General features: G+C 40.6%; 16 protein-coding genes. 9 read left to right on the top strand and 7 right to left on the bottom strand.

The annotated features are described in order from the left end of the window. Positions 1-73: 73 nt before the first annotated feature. From yhbH to ACFQ19_RS07805, 3 genes are all read left to right on the top strand, one after another. Positions 74-1,240, top strand: a complete 1,167-nt coding sequence (gene yhbH / locus ACFQ19_RS07815; RefSeq protein ID WP_379591520.1) for a sporulation protein YhbH — start codon at positions 74-76, stop codon at positions 1,238-1,240. Between the two features lie 134 nt (positions 1,241-1,374). Then, positions 1,375-2,793 (top strand): SpoVR family protein, encoded by a 1,419-nt coding sequence (locus ACFQ19_RS07810; protein WP_379591584.1) that lies wholly within the window; start codon positions 1,375-1,377, stop codon positions 2,791-2,793. A 189-nt stretch (positions 2,794-2,982) separates the two neighbouring features. Then, on the top strand, positions 2,983-3,444 hold the full coding sequence (locus ACFQ19_RS07805; RefSeq protein ID WP_379591519.1) for a GNAT family N-acetyltransferase: 462 nt from the start codon (positions 2,983-2,985) through the stop codon (positions 3,442-3,444). A gap of 139 nt (positions 3,445-3,583) precedes the next feature. Here the strand turns inward: ACFQ19_RS07805 and ACFQ19_RS07800 are convergent, their stop codons facing one another. Together ACFQ19_RS07800 and ACFQ19_RS07795 are read right to left on the bottom strand one after the other, a co-directional pair. Beyond that, positions 3,584-3,790, bottom strand: coding sequence for a hypothetical protein (locus ACFQ19_RS07800; RefSeq protein WP_379591518.1), 207 nt, complete (start codon positions 3,788-3,790; stop codon positions 3,584-3,586). Positions 3,791-3,862: 72 nt separating this feature from the next. Further along, positions 3,863-4,870 (bottom strand): YcjF family protein, encoded by a 1,008-nt coding sequence (locus ACFQ19_RS07795; protein WP_379591517.1) that lies wholly within the window; start codon positions 4,868-4,870, stop codon positions 3,863-3,865. An 877-nt stretch (positions 4,871-5,747) separates the two neighbouring features. Between ACFQ19_RS07795 and mbcS the strand changes: the two genes are divergently transcribed. After that, entirely contained in the window at positions 5,748-7,328 is a 1,581-nt protein-coding gene (gene mbcS, locus ACFQ19_RS07790; RefSeq protein WP_379591516.1) for an acyl-CoA synthetase MbcS, read from the top strand. Positions 7,329-7,342: 14 nt separating this feature from the next. Beyond that, positions 7,343-8,284 (top strand): dipeptidase, encoded by a 942-nt coding sequence (locus ACFQ19_RS07785; protein ID WP_379591515.1) that lies wholly within the window; start codon positions 7,343-7,345, stop codon positions 8,282-8,284. 68 nt (positions 8,285-8,352) lie between these two features. Here the strand turns inward: ACFQ19_RS07785 and ACFQ19_RS07780 are convergent, their stop codons facing one another. Further along, positions 8,353-9,219: a YitT family protein gene (locus ACFQ19_RS07780; RefSeq protein WP_379591514.1), complete on the bottom strand. Its 867-nt coding sequence runs from the start codon at positions 9,217-9,219 to the stop codon at positions 8,353-8,355. Positions 9,220-9,299: 80 nt separating this feature from the next. Beyond that, entirely contained in the window at positions 9,300-9,764 is a 465-nt protein-coding gene (locus tag ACFQ19_RS07775) for an SRPBCC family protein (RefSeq protein WP_379591513.1), read from the bottom strand. Positions 9,765-9,944: 180 nt separating this feature from the next. Between ACFQ19_RS07775 and ACFQ19_RS07770 the strand changes: the two genes are divergently transcribed. Both ACFQ19_RS07770 and ACFQ19_RS07765 read left to right on the top strand, forming a co-directional pair. Further along, positions 9,945-10,145 (top strand): small, acid-soluble spore protein, alpha/beta type, encoded by a 201-nt coding sequence (locus tag ACFQ19_RS07770; protein WP_379591512.1) that lies wholly within the window; start codon positions 9,945-9,947, stop codon positions 10,143-10,145. Positions 10,146-10,327: 182 nt separating this feature from the next. Next, positions 10,328-11,245, top strand: a complete 918-nt coding sequence (locus ACFQ19_RS07765) for an aldo/keto reductase (protein WP_379591511.1) — start codon at positions 10,328-10,330, stop codon at positions 11,243-11,245. Positions 11,246-11,310: 65 nt separating this feature from the next. Here ACFQ19_RS07765 and ACFQ19_RS07760 read toward each other — a convergent pair whose 3' ends face one another. Continuing rightward, positions 11,311-12,405, bottom strand: a complete 1,095-nt coding sequence (locus ACFQ19_RS07760; protein ID WP_379591510.1) for a branched-chain amino acid aminotransferase — start codon at positions 12,403-12,405, stop codon at positions 11,311-11,313. 138 nt (positions 12,406-12,543) lie between these two features. Here ACFQ19_RS07760 and ACFQ19_RS07755 point away from each other — a divergent pair, with 138 nt between their 5' ends. Beyond that, positions 12,544-13,332 (top strand): HAD family hydrolase, encoded by a 789-nt coding sequence (locus ACFQ19_RS07755; RefSeq protein ID WP_379591509.1) that lies wholly within the window; start codon positions 12,544-12,546, stop codon positions 13,330-13,332. A 101-nt stretch (positions 13,333-13,433) separates the two neighbouring features. Here the strand turns inward: ACFQ19_RS07755 and serA are convergent, their stop codons facing one another. Then, positions 13,434-15,020 carry a phosphoglycerate dehydrogenase gene (gene serA, locus ACFQ19_RS07750; protein WP_379591508.1) on the bottom strand — a complete coding sequence of 529 codons (1,587 nt, stop codon included), beginning with the start codon at positions 15,018-15,020 and terminating at the stop codon, positions 13,434-13,436. A gap of 3 nt (positions 15,021-15,023) precedes the next feature. Then, positions 15,024-16,181, bottom strand: coding sequence for a pyridoxal-phosphate-dependent aminotransferase family protein (locus tag ACFQ19_RS07745; protein ID WP_379591507.1), 1,158 nt, complete (start codon positions 16,179-16,181; stop codon positions 15,024-15,026). Between the two features lie 460 nt (positions 16,182-16,641). On the opposite strand from ACFQ19_RS07745, the gene ilvD reads away from it, so the two are divergent. Continuing rightward, on the top strand, positions 16,642-18,327 hold the full coding sequence (gene ilvD, locus ACFQ19_RS07740) for a dihydroxy-acid dehydratase (RefSeq protein ID WP_379591506.1): 1,686 nt from the start codon (positions 16,642-16,644) through the stop codon (positions 18,325-18,327). Positions 18,328-18,750 lie beyond the last annotated feature (423 nt).

The following is an 18,750-nucleotide window of genomic DNA, read 5'->3' as shown; positions in this document are numbered from 1 at the left end:
AAGCATGTTTCTAAAACTGTTTGTACCGTAAATTGATGATTGGAAACAATTAAAATATAAGGAGAGGATTTGAGTGTCCAATGAGCAAGAGCATAATTTCGTCGTCTCCCAAGAAAACTGGTCTCTCCATCGAAAAGGTTATCAGGATCAACAGCGCCATAATGAGAAAATAAAAGATGCCATTAAGAAAAACCTGCCTGACCTTGTCAGTGAAGAAAACATCATTATGTCCAATGGCAAGGATGTCGTAAAAATTCCGATACGTTCCCTGGATGAATATAAAATAAGGTATAACTATGAAAAATCAAAGCATGTCGGGCAGGGAAATGGAGAATCGGAAGTGGGAGATGTGGTTGCACGTGCACCAGGAAGCGGCGATGGACAGCAGGCCGGGAATGGAAAGAAGGCTGGAGATAAGCCGGGTCAGGATTATTATGAATCAGAAGTGTCCATTGCAGAAATAGAAGACGCATTATTCCGAGAATTAGAGCTTCCGAATTTACAGGAAAAAGAAAAATCAGAGATTATTACGGAAAAAGTCGAATTTAATGATGTGCGTAAAAAAGGATTAATGGGAAATGTAGATAAGAAGCGGACGATCTTAACGGCATTAAAGCGAAATGCGCGGGATGGGAAAGCACAAATCACACCGATTTATAATGATGATTTGCGTTTCAAAACATGGAATGAAGTCATCCGGCATGATTCCAAAGCCGTTGTCCTGGCAATGATGGATACGAGTGCATCAATGGGGGCGTTTGAAAAGTATATTGCCCGCAGTTTCTTTTTCTGGATGAACCGGTTTTTGAAAACCAAATATGAAAGTGTTGAATTTGAATTTATTGCCCACCATACAGAGGCAAAAGTAGTGACAGAAGAAGCCTTTTTCTCCAAAGGGGAGAGCGGCGGAACCATTTGTTCATCCGCTTATTATAAGGCACTGGAGGTCATTGAAGAAAAATATCCCCCGTCTCGCTATAATATTTATCCTTTTCATTTTTCAGACGGAGAGAATATTAGCTCAGATAACAAGACATGCATGGAGTTAGTCCATCAGCTGATGGAGAAATCCAATATGTTCGGTTACGGAGAAGTCAATGGCTATAACCGTTATTCCACACTAATGAATGCCTATAAAACAATCGAACACCCGAAATTTAAGCACTATGTATTAAAAGAAAAAGCAGATGTCTATCACGCGATGAAAAGCTTTTTTCAAAAGACAGCAGAACATGTGTAAAGCATAAAATGGTTCAATACCACAAAACAAAACAGCTCAAAGAATGAATCATGCTTCTCTTTGGGCTGTTTTTGTTAGGAATAGCAAGATTTTATACAGGGGACATAGACTAGTAGTAGCTGATTAAAGGGGGAATCGACTTGAATGAAACAAAGGAGTTAACAAAAGCTATCGAGGAAATTACGGAGGTAGCCAAAGGATTCGGCCTGGATTTTTATCCGATGCGCTATGAAGTTTGTCCGGCCGATATTATTTATACATTTGGCGCATACGGGATGCCGACGCGTTTTACTCATTGGAGCTTTGGAAAGCAATTCCATAAGATGAAACTGCAATATGATTTAGGATTAAGCCAGATTTATGAGCTGGTGATTAATTCCGATCCTTGCTATGCTTTTTTATTAAATACGAACAGCCTTATTCAAAACAAACTGATTATTGCGCACGTTCTGGCGCACTGTGATTTCTTTAAGAATAATATCCGTTTTGCGAACACGCGCAAGGATATGGTGGAGAGTATGACAGCAACGGCGGAGCGTATTTCTCATTATGAAATGGTGCATGGCAAAGAAGAGGTGGAGAGCTTTTTAGATGCGATTTTATCGATACAGGAGCATATTGACCCCTCTATTGTCCGGTTCAAACTTCCTCCAAAAGCAGAGGAAGACATGGCAGTAGAGGATAATTATCAAAAACGCGGAGAGTATGATGACCTATGGAGTCTAGACCAACGCGGGAAACGTTCGCAGACGAAAAAGGTAAAAAGACAAAAGAAAATTCCTCCTTCTCCAGAAAAGGATTTATTATTATTTATTGAAGCATACAGCAGAGAGCTCGAGGATTGGCAGCGGGATATATTAACAATGATGCGCGAGGAAATGCTTTATTTCTGGCCGCAGTTAGAGACGAAAGTCATGAATGAAGGCTGGGCTTCCTATTGGCATCAGCGCATTATGCGGGAATTAGATCTAACCTCCTCTGAAACATTGGAATATGCAAAATTGAACGCTGGTGTCGTACAGCCGTCCCGGACATCCATAAATCCGTATTATTTAGGAATCAAAATCTTTGAAGATATTGAAGAGCGTTATAATAATCCGACGGAAGAAATGATACGAAATGGCAATAAACCGAATAAAGGAAGAGATAAAATCTTTGAAGTTAGGGAGATGGAATCGGATATTTCCTTTATCCGCAATTATTTAACAAAGGAATTGGTCGCAAAAGAGGATATGTACCTTTTCGAGAAGAAAGGCAGAGACTACCGGATTACAGAAAAGGATTATGTAGAAGTGCGCGATCAGCTAGTCTCTCAGCGTGTAAACGGCGGTTTTCCGTATATTACCGTAGAAAATGGCGACTATCTTCGGAATGGCGAACTTTATTTGCGTCATGGTTTTGAAGGAATTGAGCTCGATATTAAATATCTGGAGCATGTTTTACCGTATATTTATCAACTGTGGGGAAGAACGGTTCATTTAGAAACAATGATTGAAGGGAAAGAAACGATGTATACCTATGATGGGAAAGAAATGCATAAGCAGAGGATATAACAATTATAGAAGACTATGGGCCAGATTTTGACAAAAAATCTGGCCAGCTGTCTTCCAATATGCTTCCAGAGAAAACTTCTCTGCATTATTCATTTTAGTATTTGTTTCACACATAGCATAGGGACTTGGAAACGCTCTCGTTTTTGGGTATAATGGATTTAATTTTTACATAAAAGAGGGGGAGAAGCAGTGGGCAATAATCCATTTATTCCATTTCCTGTATTAGAAACAAAACGGCTCATTTTAAGAAATGTAGAGACAACAGATTTACACGATATTTTTGATTATGCTTCTGATTCCACTTTAACAAAATATCTGACCTGGGGAGCGCATCAAACACTTGCAGATACGGAAGGCTTTATTGAGTTCCTTTCAGCAAGTAATAAGCGTCATACAGGAGGAACGTGGGTTATTGTCTGGAAGGATAAGCCTCGTGTCATCGGCACCATTGATTTAGCCTGGAATCAAAAACATTATACTGCAGAGCTTGCTTATGCGCTTTCCAGAGAATATTGGCGCAAAGGGATTGGCACAGAAGCTGTTCAGGAAGTTGTTCGTTTTGGTTTTGAAGCATTGAAGCTGGAAAGAATATTTGCCAGATGCCATCCGGAAAATGAAGCTTCCTATAAGTTAATGGAAAAACAGGGATGACCTATGAAGGGACATTGAGAAAGTCGATGAATAGAAAAGGGAACCAAGAGGATATTAAAATGTATTCTATTTTAAAAGACGAATTCAAAAGGTGAAAAGCAGCATTACAAAAGAGGACGAGAGCGATTATTTCATAGAATCAATATGAATCGTTCCCATCCTCTTCTTTTTCTTTATTCTTCTTATATAATAACTTTAATTCAAAAATAGAAAGACTTAGAGCAACGTTAAACCCTAATATAACCAAGGTGCCCCCTGTTGGTATTGCATCAACAAATAATATAATTAGTATAAACAAGGCGGTGACGATGGAAGCATCTAAATAATTCCTCTGTCTTACCGTCATAAGCATACTCCAATCCAAATAGGTTTATCATAGTGCGTCTGACATTAAAAACCTGCTGCGTGGAGCGTTCCTTTATTCTTTCTCTTCCTCTTGCTTACCTTTTTTATAAAAATAGCTGTATAACGATCTTAACGTTTCCGCATTCAAGTCCATGTTATTTTCATAAGCGTATTTTACAGCATATCCCATTGCCAGGGTCATTCCTCCAGCAACACTGCCGCCGATAACAGAACCTGCACCGGGAACAAATTTGGAGACTTGCCGGAAAATGGTTTTGCCAATATTGCCGGTAATGGTGGCAATCGTCAGTTCTTTTGCTTTCTTTTTGGTTAAAGGTTTTTCATATAGGGTTGCCAATTTAACCATTAAACCAACTTGAATTCCTGTCAACGGAATAAAGTCAGATCCGGGCAGAGGTGCTGCTCCGACAGCGGATGCCGATCCGGAAGCTGCTAAAATCCATTTGTTTGCTGTGGAAGATTTTTCTTTAATCAACCTTGCGAATTGCACTTCCTTTTCTTTTTTTTTCAGAATTTCTAAAATCTCATTTCGTAACTGATCAATATTTTCTCCGGTCCGGGATGAAATCGGAATAACAGGATAATGCTTTGACGTATGCTTCTTCACATATTGAACAAGAGCAGGAATATCGTCTGCTGCATCGATTTTATTTAAAACAAAAACAATTTGTTTATTTTCTTTTCGGATGGTTTCAAAGGATTTTCTTTCGCCCTCTGAGAAGACGGTTCCAGCAGCATTTAAGAAAAATAATATGACATCTGCTTCCCGGTAAAAACGATAGGTTTCCTCCGAATTGGTCTGGTTAATATCGTCCAGGCCGGGTGTATCTGCAAAAATAATTTTGTCACGATAAACATATTTATCAATACCGGCAGTTTCTCCCGGACGTGCACCGACCTTTGCGACTTCATCCCCGATAAGCCGATTAATGGTGGATGATTTGCCGGTGTTAATATCACCAATCATTGCAAAAATAATGTCTTTATTTAATTGTTTATTTATTTTTTTGGTTTCTTCATCATAAGCTTTATCAACATCTTTTTCATTAAATTTGGACATCATCGACACTCCTTCTTGATACTATTCCCATTTGATTCTAATCATACACTATTATTTCAAAGATAATATAATTTTAACTCAACTTACGCATTTAAGAATAAATATATAAACCGTGTTGTTCAAGATGAACATGGTATGGTGTATAGCTTCCGCTACGGAAAAACACTACGCTTTCCATGGGCTTGCGCTCAGCCTCCTCGAAAAAAAGAAGTTCACTTTTTTCCTGCGGGGTCTTCCCACTGCGCTTTCCCATAGGAGTCTCCGTATTTTTCCTCCACTAGTTAGTTTTAACACTATTTATTTGTATCGAATATTATTTTTATAAAATTTATTAAACTGACAGCATTGGCAGCCCCCAGCACGTTGTGTTCTTGGTCTGTCATGGGGGATGGCTTTAGCTAACTTGAAAAGACACAGAAAGGACTAATTACTGAACATTTTTACCATGCACCACGAAAGAATGTGTTCTGCCTGATCTGACTTTTATTTGTTCATCTATTTCATGCATAGAATCCCCCACTAGCAAAACGGTCCGCCGCAGCGGTAGCCTTACACCTTACCTTTGTTCTTATGGAAAGGAAGTTACTTTTAAAGTGCGTAAGTTGAGTATATAAGTAGAATTATTAAATCTGCCTTTTTAATTTATCCAACATAATCAATCATTGATCCTGCTGTTCAATGCTATAATCAGCGTAGTGATTTTCCAGAGCGAAAGCCAGAAGGCAAAATCTTTACTTTAATTTATATAAAAAGAGCTGTCTGAACGCAGATAATGTTTTTTATACTATCTGAAAATTTCAATCCTTTTGAAGTTGTTCTTATTTCTTGCTATAATGAGTAACATATAGTACGTGGTACTAATTGGAGGAGGAATAGCATGGAAAGATCAGATTTAATTGCGCCGAAACAATATAATATTACTGCAGAGTTTGAAAAATATGCGACGGATGAAGGAAGAAAAGCAGTTATTTTAGAAGAGCAAAATGGAGATATAAAAGAAATCACGTATGCCAACTTGATGAAGAATGCTAACAAGGTTGGAAATATATTGTTTCGTCATGGTTTAAAAAGCGGAGACAAAATAATGATTATGCTGCCGCGCTGTATAGAGACATATGAAATATATATTGCCGCTTTAAAAGCGGGGGTGGTTGTGGTTCCAAGCTCTGAAATGCTGCGGACGAAAGATTTGCAGTTCCGTATTTCTCACGGTGAAATTGATGCAATTGTAGCGACAGCAGCGTATGCTGAGGAATTTAAACATGTTGTGGAATATGAGCAGCTTACCAAATTCAGTGTAGGAGAGGAAGCACCAGATTGGATTTCAATTGATAAAGAAAAGGCACAAGCATCGGAAGAATTGGAAGCAGTAGAAACGTCCAGAGATGATATTGCCTTTTTATCTTATACATCCGGGACCACCGGTAATCCGAAGGCTGTTATCCACTCTCATGGCTGGGGATTTGCACATATGTCGACAGCGCCGCGTTATTGGCTGAGTATTCAGGAAGGTGATACAGTTTGGGCAACAGCTGCGCCAGGATGGCAAAAATGGGTGTGGAGTCCCTTTTTATCAATTATGGGAACAGGTGCCACAGCATTTGTTTATGCGGGCAGATTTGATGCAGCCAAGTATCTGGAACTCTTGGAAAACCATCAGGTGAATGTGCTCTGCTGTACACCGACAGAGTACCGTTTAATGGCAAAACTACCGAATTTAAGTGATTATGATTTGCGAGCACTGCATAGTACAGTATCTGCTGGAGAACCTTTAAATCGGGAGGTTATTGATAAATTCAGAGAACATTTTGATGTGACAGTCCGCGATGGCTATGGCCAGACAGAAAGTACATTGTTGCTCGGTTTCTTAAAAGGGATGGAAGTACGGCCCGGTTCTATGGGAAAACCGACTCCAGGAAATGAAGTGGTTATCATTGATGAAGACGGGGAACTGACAAAAACCGGCGAAGTAGGAGATATTGCAATTCCGCTTGATACTGCAGCGTTATATAAAGGTTATTATAAAGACGAAGAAAAAACGAAACGAAAACATCGCGGCAATTATTATATTACCGGAGACCAGGCAAGCATGGATGCAGATGGTTACTTCTGGTTTGAAGGCCGAAGTGATGATATTATTATCAGTTCCGGCTATACGATTGGACCATTTGAAGTGGAAGATACCCTTGTTAAACATCCGGATGTGAAAGAATGTGCGGTCGTTGCCAGTCCGGATCCAGTAAGAGGAAATGTTGTAAAAGCATTTGTCATCTTACAAGATAATATTATCGGTAATGATGATGTAGTCGGGAAGTTGCAGCGTTGTGTAAAGAACGAGATTGCACCATACAAATATCCGCGGAAAATAGAATTTGTTTCTGAATTACCGAAAACATCCTCCGGGAAAATACGCCGTGTGGAATTAAGACAGAAAGAATATAATAACCAATACATGTAAGTGAGGGACCTGAAATGAAGGTGATTGATACCCATTGTGATGCGTTATTAAAGCTGCAGACAGCAAAACTGCAGCATAGAAATCTTGATTTTCGTCATGCGCCGGAGATAGAGACCAATTTACAGCGATTAGAAGCAGGAAATGTGAAAGTACAATTTTTTGCGATTTTCGTCAATCCGGAAAAAATTGCTGCGACGGATCAATGGAAGCACGCACAGGAACAGGCTGCTATCTTTCATGAAGAAATCATTGCTAAAAATGAGCATGTAACATTCATCCGGGACTGGAAGGATATACACACATTAGCTCCGGGAGAAATTGGTGCCGTACTGACGTTAGAAGGAGCCGAAGCCATCGGCAATGATATCGAAAAACTCCGGACACTCTATCAGATGGGAGTGAAGTCTGTCGGGTTGACATGGAATCCTGCCAACCTTTGTGCAGACGGCGCAGAGGAACCCCGGGGAGCAGGGCTTACCCGGCTGGGGAAAGAAGTTGTCCGGCTAAATAATGCAAATGATGTATTGACGGATGTGTCCCATCTGTCGGTAAAAGCTTTCTGGGATGTGATGGAACTTGCTGCCTATCCTGTTGCATCGCATTCCAATGTCCGGGCAATCTGTGACCATCCGAGGAACTTATATGATAATCAGCTGCAAGCGTTGATTGCTAAAAAGGCACCTATTCATTTGGCGCTCTATCCTGTTTTCTTGAAACAAGATGCAGAAACTGCAACGGTTGCGGATCTTTGTAAACATATTGACCATATTTGTGCGCTGGGCGGAGAAAAGAATATCGGTTTTGGTTCCGATTTTGACGGGATAAGCCATTATATCGATCATGTCACGGACGCCTCGGGATATGCTTATTTACTGAATGAATTACAAAAGCATTACTCCGAGGAGCAGGTAAGAGGCTTTGCTTATCAAAACTTTATGCATTTGTTCCCGGGTTAAGACCATCGAGGAACACAAAGAAAGAGCCGGAATACGCAGTTTGTATTCCGGCTCTTTGAATATACCATTTAAAATTTCTGTCCATAATATTTATCCAGAGAGAACCCTCTGCCAAGAATTTCGGAAGCGCTGATAAAAATGGTGAAGGCCTCCGGTATTTCTTCCTGCAGCAATTTCTTCAATTTCACTGCTTCCGTTTGTTCTGCCACAACCAATATCATGGTTTTATCCATTTTGGTATATCCGCCGACAGATCGGATTTTTGTCAGCCCCCGGTCAATACCGTTTTGAATAAGCTGCTGCACTTTTTCTTCCTCGTCGGTAATAACCATTACCAGTTTTGTTGCAGATGTCCGTAATTGGACAATGTCTATTGCTTTCCCGCTGATATAGATAGCCATTAAGGCAAATAGTGTCAGTTCTAAATTGAAAACAAAAATCGAAGTAATTACAACGAGACCGTCTACGATAAATTGAGAATAACCGCTGGAAATACCGGTGAATTTCTTCACAATTTGAGCAATCGCTGCTGTACCGCCAGTAGATCCGCTGCCTTTGTAAACAATTCCTAAACCTGCTCCCAAAATAAGACCGCCGTAAAGTGCGCTTAAAAATGGGTTAGTGACCGTAATCGGAATATCAGTAGACAGGAAAATCACAAATGGAACCCAAAAAGTTCCCACCAGCGTTTTAATACTGAAATCTTTTCCTAGAGTAATCCATCCGATAATGAAAATAGGGATATTAATCACGAATTGGCTGAGCGCCGGATTCATCGTATATAATTCATACAAAATGGTACTGACCCCGGACAGACCGCCAGCAGCTAATCGCGCTGGCAGGAAGAAAATATTATAGGCCAACCCGATAATCGTAGCTCCTATAATAATATAGGCATATTCTTTCCATACATTTGTTTGTTTTGTGTTAACCATTCAGATGTTCCTTTCCCGACAGTGATAATAAAACCTATATTAATGTATCACTGTTAGGAACAAGAGTAAACAGTATGCCTTTAAAGCGATAAAGCAACTGTATCTGTTTCTGTCAGCGGCCTCACAATGCGCTGAACAAACTTTTCCAGTAAAGCTGGAAGCAGCGAACCAACCAGCGGTGCACTCATTTTTCCGGTCAGCCCTTTTAATTCAAGTTCTAATAGACAAGTCAGTTTGGAGGAACGGGAAGAAAGGTCAGAAAGTTCAAAACATCCGCTTCCAAAACAACGTTCTTCCGAATCACGAAATCGGAATTGAACGGTGGATGGGGATGTCATTTCTGTGATGGTGACATAGAGCTTCAGGTCCTTCGTTATTGTTCCTGCTTTGCCATGAAGTTCCCAAATGGAGTCCAATGCGGAAACGTTCTTATGTGTCTGGTAACCGGGTACCTGTTTTGCCCAATTAGACCAATCTTCTAAATAACGCCATACGTCAGATGTGGACAGGTTCATGTTCAAGCTGTAATCTGCTTTTAACATCAAAAAAGTTCCTCCTTCTTAAACATACGCTTTGCGCTTTTTAAATCACTTGCTATACATATGTACATTTTTCAGTACTTATGCTAAAACTTTGGAAACTGCGCGTATAGTTTATAAGGTTTTACAAAAGATATAAGCAAGCAAGTACCATACTTGCTTTTGAATAAAAGAGGAGGGTCTCTGGTGGCTGACAAACGAAGAAACGCGTTGTTAGTACCGCAAGCAGAACATGCAGTGAATCAGATGAAAGAGGAAATCGCTGGGGAAATGCATGTGGATTTAGGAGCTGACACCACTGCCCGTGAAAACGGAGCAGTCGGTGGTGAAATGGTTAAACGAATGATCCGGATGGCTGAGGGCAGCATTTCGGATCCGAAAAAATAGCCTGGCTTATAGCTTGAAAAATACCCGCTCTCAAGTTCTAAATAGAAAATCCTGTAGAGAGAAATTCCTTCTTTCTACAGGGTTTTCTTATTTTTTAAGTGAAACCGCCATGAAATAACCTCGGATTATTACCGGAATAACTGAAGCTTGTGATAAAATATGTGAAAAGGGAGGCGAATATCATGAAACGTATCCAATTAGGTAATAGTGCATTGTCCGTTCCCATTATTTCTTTAGGGTGTATGGTCATGCAGCAGAGTTCAAAAGAAGATGCGAATAAAGTCGTTCATAATGCGTTGGAGCACGGTGTTGATTTTTTTGATCATGCAGATGTTTATGGGAAAGGAGAATCGGAATCCGTATTTGCAGATGCCATTGATATGAATCCATCTATTCGTGAAAAAATGATTATTCAGTCAAAAGCAGGGATTCGTAATGGTTTTTATGATTCTTCTAAAGAATACTTAATTTCATCGGTTGAGAACAGTTTGAAGCGTTTGAAGACAGATTATCTGGATGTATTTCTGATTCACCGTCCGGACGCTTTAATGGATCCGGAAGAAGTGGCAGAGGCATTCTCAGAGTTAGAAAAAAGCGGGAAAGTCCGACATTTTGGAGTGAGTAATTTCCGCCCGCGTCAGATTGAATTATTGAAGAAATATGTAGAGCAGGATCTGGTAGCCAACCAATTACAGTTAAGCATCACCAATTCCGGGATGATTGATCAGGGATTATATGCCAATACATCATTTAATCAGGCTATGGATATGGACGGCGGGGTCATTGACTATAGCCAGATAACAAATATGACCATTCAAGCCTGGTCGCCGCTCCGTTATGGTTTCTTCGGCGGATTTATTATGGACCGGGATGCCTATCCGGAATTAAACGAAGCTTTGGATTTACTTGGGGAAAAATATGGTGTAGCTCGTGAAACCATTGCCATAGCCTGGATTTTACGTCATCCTGCTAATATTCAGACCATTATTGGAACCATGACACCGAAACGTTTGTCAGAAATGGTAAAAGCAGCGGATATTACACTGACAAGAGAAGAATGGTATCAGTTGTGGCAGGCTGCGGGTAATAAATTATTATAAAAAGTCCGTTTATTCACAAAAAAAAGCCAGACCAGAGATCAGCCTCTGGTCTGGCTTTTTGAAGATTAATGTTTTACAGGACTTTCTGTTTCAATATTTTGCATCCAATTAAACGGATCTGCTATATGACCATACTGAATACCAGTAATCGTATCATACAGTTTTTTCGAGATTTCTCCCGTCTCTCCATTATTGATAAACAGCTGTTTATCGTCCCATTTTAATTCTCCGATAGGGGAGATAACGGCAGCTGTACCGGATCCGAATGCTTCTTCGACTTCTCCATTTTGATATGCTTCATACAATTCTTCCATGGAGATACGTCTTTCAGTGACTGGAATTCCCCAGTGCTGCAATAGTTCAATCACACTGGAGCGGGTGATTCCGGAAAGAATACTGCCATTCAATTCCGGTGTGATTATCTCGCCGTTGATTTTGAAGAAAACATTCATACTTCCAACTTCTTCAATATATTTCTTCTCAATGCCGTCTAACCAAAGCACTTGCGTATATCCGGTTTTTGCAACCAATTCTTGTGCTTTTAAGCTTGCTGCATAGTTGCCGCCTGTTTTTGCTTCTCCCATGCCGCCTTTTACTGTTCGGACAAATTCATTTTCTACTGCGATTTTAACCGGATTAATCCCTTCTTTATAATAAGCGCCTACCGGTGATAAAATCACGATAAATTTATAGCTTACTGAAGCAGATACGCCAATATAAGGTTCTGTAGAAATAATAAACGGACGAATATATAAGGATGTCCCCTCTGTATGCGGTACCCAATCACAATCAATTGAAACCAATTGTTTAATAGCTTTTAAAGCAAATTCTTCGTCAATCGGAGGGATACATAAACGGTCATTCGATTTGTTTAAACGTTCCATGTTTTTCTCTGGACGAAATAATTCAATGTTTCCATTGTCTGTACGATAAGCTTTTAAACCTTCGAAAACAGACTGTGCATAGTGGAATACCATTGCAGAAGGTTCAATTTGTAGTGGTTGATATGGTACAATGCTCGCATTATGCCACCCGAAAGGCTCTGAGTAATCCATCACAAACATATGGTCTGTGAATATTTTCCCGAAAGTTAATTGATCATCCTGTGGCTTTTCTTTTCTTGTCTCACATCGTTGTACGCGAATAGTTTGATCTTCCATATCAAAAGTCTCCTTGCCATTGATTAAATTTCTATTTATCATAAGACATATCAAAGATTTTATCAAGACTAAATTTTAAATTAATTTATTAAATTATGAAGACAACACCAATAAACTAGGGAAAAGAGGATATAAATTATGAAAAAAATGGTATTATTTGATTTGGACGACACGTTGTTATGGGATAAAAAAAGTGTCCAACGTGCATTTGCTTTAACATGTCAGCAAGCGGAAAAGAAAACAGGAATTAATCCGGAAGAATTAGAGGAAAATGTCCGCAAGCGGGCCAGGGAATTATATGCATCCTACTCCACCTATGCTTTTACACAAAAAATTGGAATTAATCCCTTTGAAGGATTATGGGCAACCTTTGCTGAGGATCCCGGAGAAGGATTTGCAAAACTGCGTGCCATTGCTCCGGACTACCAGGAAGCAGCTTGGCTGGAAGGATTAAAAGATAGCGGTATGGATGATTTGGAACTTGCCAAACAACTTGCAAGAGCTTTTCGCGATAACCGGATGAAAAGTCCTGTTTTATTTGAAGATGCAATTGCTGTTCTCGCCGAGCTTAAGAAAAAATACCGTCTTGCCTTGATAACAAATGGCTCTCCAAGCCTCCAACATCTTAAATTACAAATCTCTCCGGAATTAACACCTTATTTTGAGAAAATATTTATTTCTGGAAATATCGGTACAGGAAAGCCGGATCCGCAAATATTTTACGATTGTCTGGAAAAACTGGGTATAGATCCAGGAGATGCGGTGATGGTAGGGGATAATTTACATACAGATATTCTCGGAGCAAACCGGACAGGGATTGATTCAGTCTGGTTAAATCGATTTGATGCTGAAAGAGATCCTGCTGTTGAACCGCGATATGAAATAAAATCGTTGGAAGAATTAAAAACTATCCTGGAAGCTTCATAACGGGATAGCCGGATTAAAAAGCCTGGTACAACATATGTATTTACAAAAAAACCGTTTGAACGCAGCATGAAGCTTTGTTCAAACGGTTTTGTATGTTTGCCTTACAAATCAATCGCAGTGACAGATTGAATCTCGTCCAATAATGCGATTTCTTCCAACGCTGTATCTTCTAAATGGCGGTCAATGGTTAAAAGCATAATGGCATTCCCGCCTATATCCGAACGGTCAACCTGCATGGTGGCAATGTTAATATGGTGTTCTGCAAATGCACTGCCCATCCGGCCGATAACACCGGGCTGGTCAATATGTTGAATCACAACCATATGCCCTTCCGGTGTTGCATCTACCTGGTAGCCATCGATACGGACAAGACGTCCTCCAAGGCCGTTTAATAATGTTCCGGCGACTTTTCTGTCTCCTGAAGGGCCGGTTACTTCGATCGTAATCAAGTTAGTAAACCCTTTTTGAGAAGCCGTTTTACTCTCGCTGACTGTAATCCCTTTACGGTCGGCCAAGTAGAGGGCATTGACGTCATTCACACGACTGCCGAGAAAACGTTTCAGGATTCCTTTGACAGCGTTGCGGGTGACAGGTCCTGTTTCAATATTACTCAGCTCACCCGAGAATGTGATGCGGATATCTTGAATGGCTTCATTAGCTAAATCGATAATAAAAGTACCCAGCTTTTCTGCTAAATAAAAATAAGGTTCGATTTGATGCATGGCTTCACTCGGAATGGAAGGCATATTGACTGGATGACGTACGGCTTTTCCTTCCAAAAAGCGGATGACATCATGGCTGACATCTACGGCTACAATTTCCTGTGCTTCTATCGTGCTTGCTCCTAAATGCGGTGTGGCAACCACTTCTGGTAAGGTTAGTAATTTATGGTCTGTAAAAGGTTCTTGTTCAAATACATCCAATGCCGCGCCGGCGACTTTCCCGGAAAGAATCGCATCATATAAAGCATCTTCATCAATGATTCCACCGCGGGCACAGTTTACAATCTGGACACCATCTTTCATTAATTCGAACGCTTCTGCGTTAATTAAGTGCTTTGTTTCTTTTAATAAAGGCGTGTGGACAGTAATGAAATCTCCAGCTTGAAGCACTTCTTCCAGGGTACCGCGCTTTATTCCCATCTGTTCTGCTTTTTCATCGGTTAAAAATGGGTCATATGCGACCACATCCATTCGCTGCCCCTTAGCACGTGCTGCTACTTCTGCACCAATTCTTCCAAGACCGACAACACCTAGTGTTTTTTGTTTTAACTCTGTACCAACAAAGCGTTTGCGATCCCATTTCTTTTGTTTTAAAGCATGAAAAGCCTGTGGAATGTTTCTGGACAGGGACATTACCATCGCAATGGTATGCTCTGCAGCTGAGTTTGTATTTCCGTTTGGTGCATTTACTACAACAATGCCGTTTTCTGTAGCTGCATCCAAATCAATATTATCTACCCCAACGCCGGCACGTCCAACAATTTTTAAACGGGATGCTTTTTCCATCAAAGAACGCGTAACTTGTGTCTGGCTGCGGACTAATAAAGCATCAAATTGGTCTATATTTTCCAGCAGTTCTGCTTCATCCCAGCCCGGGTTGTTGGTAATTTCCATATTTCCAGATGCTTCTAAAGGTTTAATTCCTTCATCACTTAGCGGGTCACTGATTAATACACGATATGTCATGAGTTACTTTTCCTCCTGTTGCAAATATATTTCTTGCGCAGCTTGAACACCTTTGCCAAGCGGAATGTCTTTTCCGATTTTTACAAGTCCGATTTCGATTAGGCTGAGGGTTTGTAATACATCAGCAGGGGAGCAATACCCCATATGACCAATGCGGAAAACCGAGCCTTTCATATGCTGCTGCCCGCCGGCTAACGTCAGATTGAACTGTTCTTTGACAACAGAGCGTAATGCCTCTGCATCAAAATCATCGGGGCGAACTGCTGTTACGGTCGGCGAAGCGTCTTCTTCTGTTGTTAGTAAAGGAATATCCAAAGCTTTAAATGCTGCCCTTGTCATGTCACGCATCAACATATGACGGCGATTCACGTTATCCAGACCTTCTTCTTCCATTAAGTTCAAGACTTGTTCCAGGCCAAATAACAGTGAAAGTGCCGGTGTATAAGGGGTAGATAATTTATCTAAGTTTTTCCGGTAGACGCGCATATCTAAATAAAAGCGCGGTTGCGGGTTAGCTTCAATCACTTTCCAGGCACGCTCACTTGCCGCAATAAACATCAATCCGGCCGGGAGCATAAATGCTTTTTGCGAACCAGTGACATAAATATCTACGCCCCATTTATCCATATTCGCTTCCGCACCGCCTAGACAAGAAACACCGTCAACTACAAAAAGTGCATCTGAGTATGCATGGACAGTTTCCGCCAATGCTTTAATCGGGTTTAATACACCGGTAGAGGTTTCACAATATGTAGCAAAGACTACTTTAATTTCCGGGTGAGCCTGTAGATATTCTTGAACGTCTTGCGGATTCACTGCATCTCCCCACGTTACATCAATGCGATGTAAACGTAATTGAAACGCTTCACATATGTTTGCAAAGCGGTCACCAAATGCGCCGCTGACAATGACCAGGACATCATCACCCGGATGCGCTGCATTACTGACAGCCATTTCTAAGCCTGCTGTTCCGCTGCCGGCTACAGGAAAAACATCCTGTTCTGTGCCAAATACAGATTTTAATTTCGGCAGAATCCGTTCCAGTAATTCTTTTGTTTCTTGTCCGCGATGACCTATCATTGTCTGGTTCATTGCGCGCCCGACACTGGGCGGAATAGGACTCGGCCCGGGTATTCTTAAAATGTGCTGATCTTTTAACATGATTGGCAAGCTCCTTTTAAATAAAATATGATTAAAAATACCAAAATGGCATCATTTCATAGAATCATAACGTTTCATAAAAATGTTTAAACCTATTAACAAACAATAATTCGTCTTTATTTATATTAAAGTACTTTTATCTGTTAAAAACGAATGTTGTATGATTATTTAATAATAACATACGGATATTTTAACATAAAACCATTTGAAAATGCCGATTCCTATGAAAAGTATTTCTTACCAATATAGCAACATCAAATGTAATGTCAATACAAAGATGCCGATGAAATCGGAATAATATAATAAAAGAAAGTTCGCCAGCGGCTGTCGAAACTTCGTAAAATAGTGTATATTATAGAGAAATTCGCGATTTTTGACATATTTTAAAAAATAAAACAAAAAAGAAATTGAACTATGCGAATATTATACCTATAATAGTTCGAAAAGGAAGGTGTAAAAAATGGGGAAAGATTTAAGAACAAATAGTAAAGCTTTTGATGGCACAATGCGTGCTCCGAACCGGGCCATGCTCCGTGCAGTCGGTGTTACCGATGAAGATTTTAAAAAGCCGATGGTCGGTGTGGCCAGTACATGGGCGGAAGTAACGCCATGTAATATACATCTAAATGATTTAGCGTTAGTTGCAAAAAAGGGCGTACGTCAAGTTGACGGCGTACCGTTAATTTTTAACACGATTACCGTATCCGATGGTATTTCCATGGGGACGCAAGGAATGCGTTACTCTTTACCAAGCAGGGACATCATCGCTGATTCCATTGAATCCGTTGTCGGTGCAGAAAACCTGGACGGGCTTGTTGCAATCGGAGCCTGTGATAAAAATATCCCAGGGTGTATGATTGCTATCGCGAACGCCGAAGTTCCATCTATCTTTGTATATGGGGGTACCATTGCGCCGGGAAATCTGGATGGAAAGGATATTGACCTTGTGTCCGTATTTGAAGGTGTCGGACAGAATAATGCAGGAAAAATAGATGATAACCAATTGAATCGCATTGAATGTCATGCCTGTCCGGGCGCAGGAGCGTGCGGCGGTATGTATACAGCTAATACGATGGCATCCGCAGCAGAAGCAATGGGATTGAGTTTACCAGGTAGTTCTTCTAATCCGGCGGAATCAAAGGAAAAGCTGCAAGACGTGGAAGCTGCTGGAGAAGCAATGAAAACATTGCTGGAAAAAGGTATTTACCCGAAAGATATTATGACAAAAGAAGCTTTTGAAAATGCAATTACAGTTATAATGGCACTTGGCGGTTCAACAAATGCTATTTTGCATTTATTGGCAGTTGCTCATGCAGCTGAGGTAGATTTAACCATTGATGACTTTAACCGTCTTCAGGAAAAAGTGCCTCATCTGGCTGACTTGAAGCCGAGCGGCCAATTTGTTTTTCAGGATCTTCATAATGTCGGCGGTGTGCAAGCAGTTATGAAGCTGCTTTATGAAAATGGCTACCTGCATGGTGATTGCCTGACAGTAACCGGAAAAACAATCAAAGAAAACTTAGAAGATGCTCCGGCATTAAAAGAAGGTCAAAAAGTTATTATGCCTTTCGATGAGCCTAAAAGAGAAGATGGACCATTGATCGTCCTGAAAGGGAATCTTTCCCCAACAGGTGCCGTTGCAAAAGTTTCTGGTGTGAAAGTAACAAGACATACCGGACCGGCGCGTGTATTTGACACCGAAACAGAAGCAACCAAAGCGGTGATGAATAATGAAATCAAAGACGGCGATGTACTTATTATTCGTTATGTAGGACCAAAAGGTGCGCCAGGCATGCCAGAAATGCTGTCTATTTCTAGTATTCTAGTAGGAAAAGGCATGGGAGAGTCAGTCGCATTGCTGACCGATGGACGTTTTTCCGGTGGTACGCACGGATTGGTAGTAGGACATATTTCGCCAGAAGCACAATCCGGCGGCCCGATAGCGCTTCTTGAGGAAGGGGATAGTGTTACCATTGATTCGTCCACCAAAGAAATCTTTGTAGACCTTTCCGATGAAGAGCTGGACAAACGCCGTAAAGTCTGGAACGCGCCGGAATTATACAAAAAAGGTATTCTGGGCAAATACGCACATAATGTGAAATGCTCCTCCAAAGGTGCCGTAACAGATTATTTAAACCGTGACTAAAACGGAACAATATCCATCAGGGAATCACTCTCTGATGGATATTTTTATTTACGCCACTTACGCATTTAAGATAAGTATATAAACCTTGCTGTTGCGAGATAAACATGCTCTCTATTTATTTTTTGAGCAGGATAGGCTGTATAGCAACCGCTCCGGCCAAGCCCTCCGCTTTCCGACGTACAACGGTGCCTTACACCTTACCTGCTCATCTGTGTCAACTGCTATATGTAAGGAGCAATCATCCCCAGTCCCTATGGAAAAGAAGTTACTCTTTAAAGTGCGAAAGTTGAGTTATTTAAAAACATACTCTGAAGATTCAAATCCGCTTCTTATCAAGAAAACATCCTTTTGGAGATACATCCCAAAATAAAATTTGTAACCTAATTTTAATAAAAGAATGAATTATCTTGCATGGCAGAGATG

It is taken from the genome of Oceanobacillus locisalsi (genome assembly GCF_042675985.1).
Taxonomy (GTDB): domain Bacteria; phylum Bacillota; class Bacilli; order Bacillales; family Amphibacillaceae; genus Oceanobacillus; species Oceanobacillus locisalsi.
Note: the sequence above shows the minus strand (reverse complement) of the source record. Positions and strands in the feature narration are given on the sequence as shown.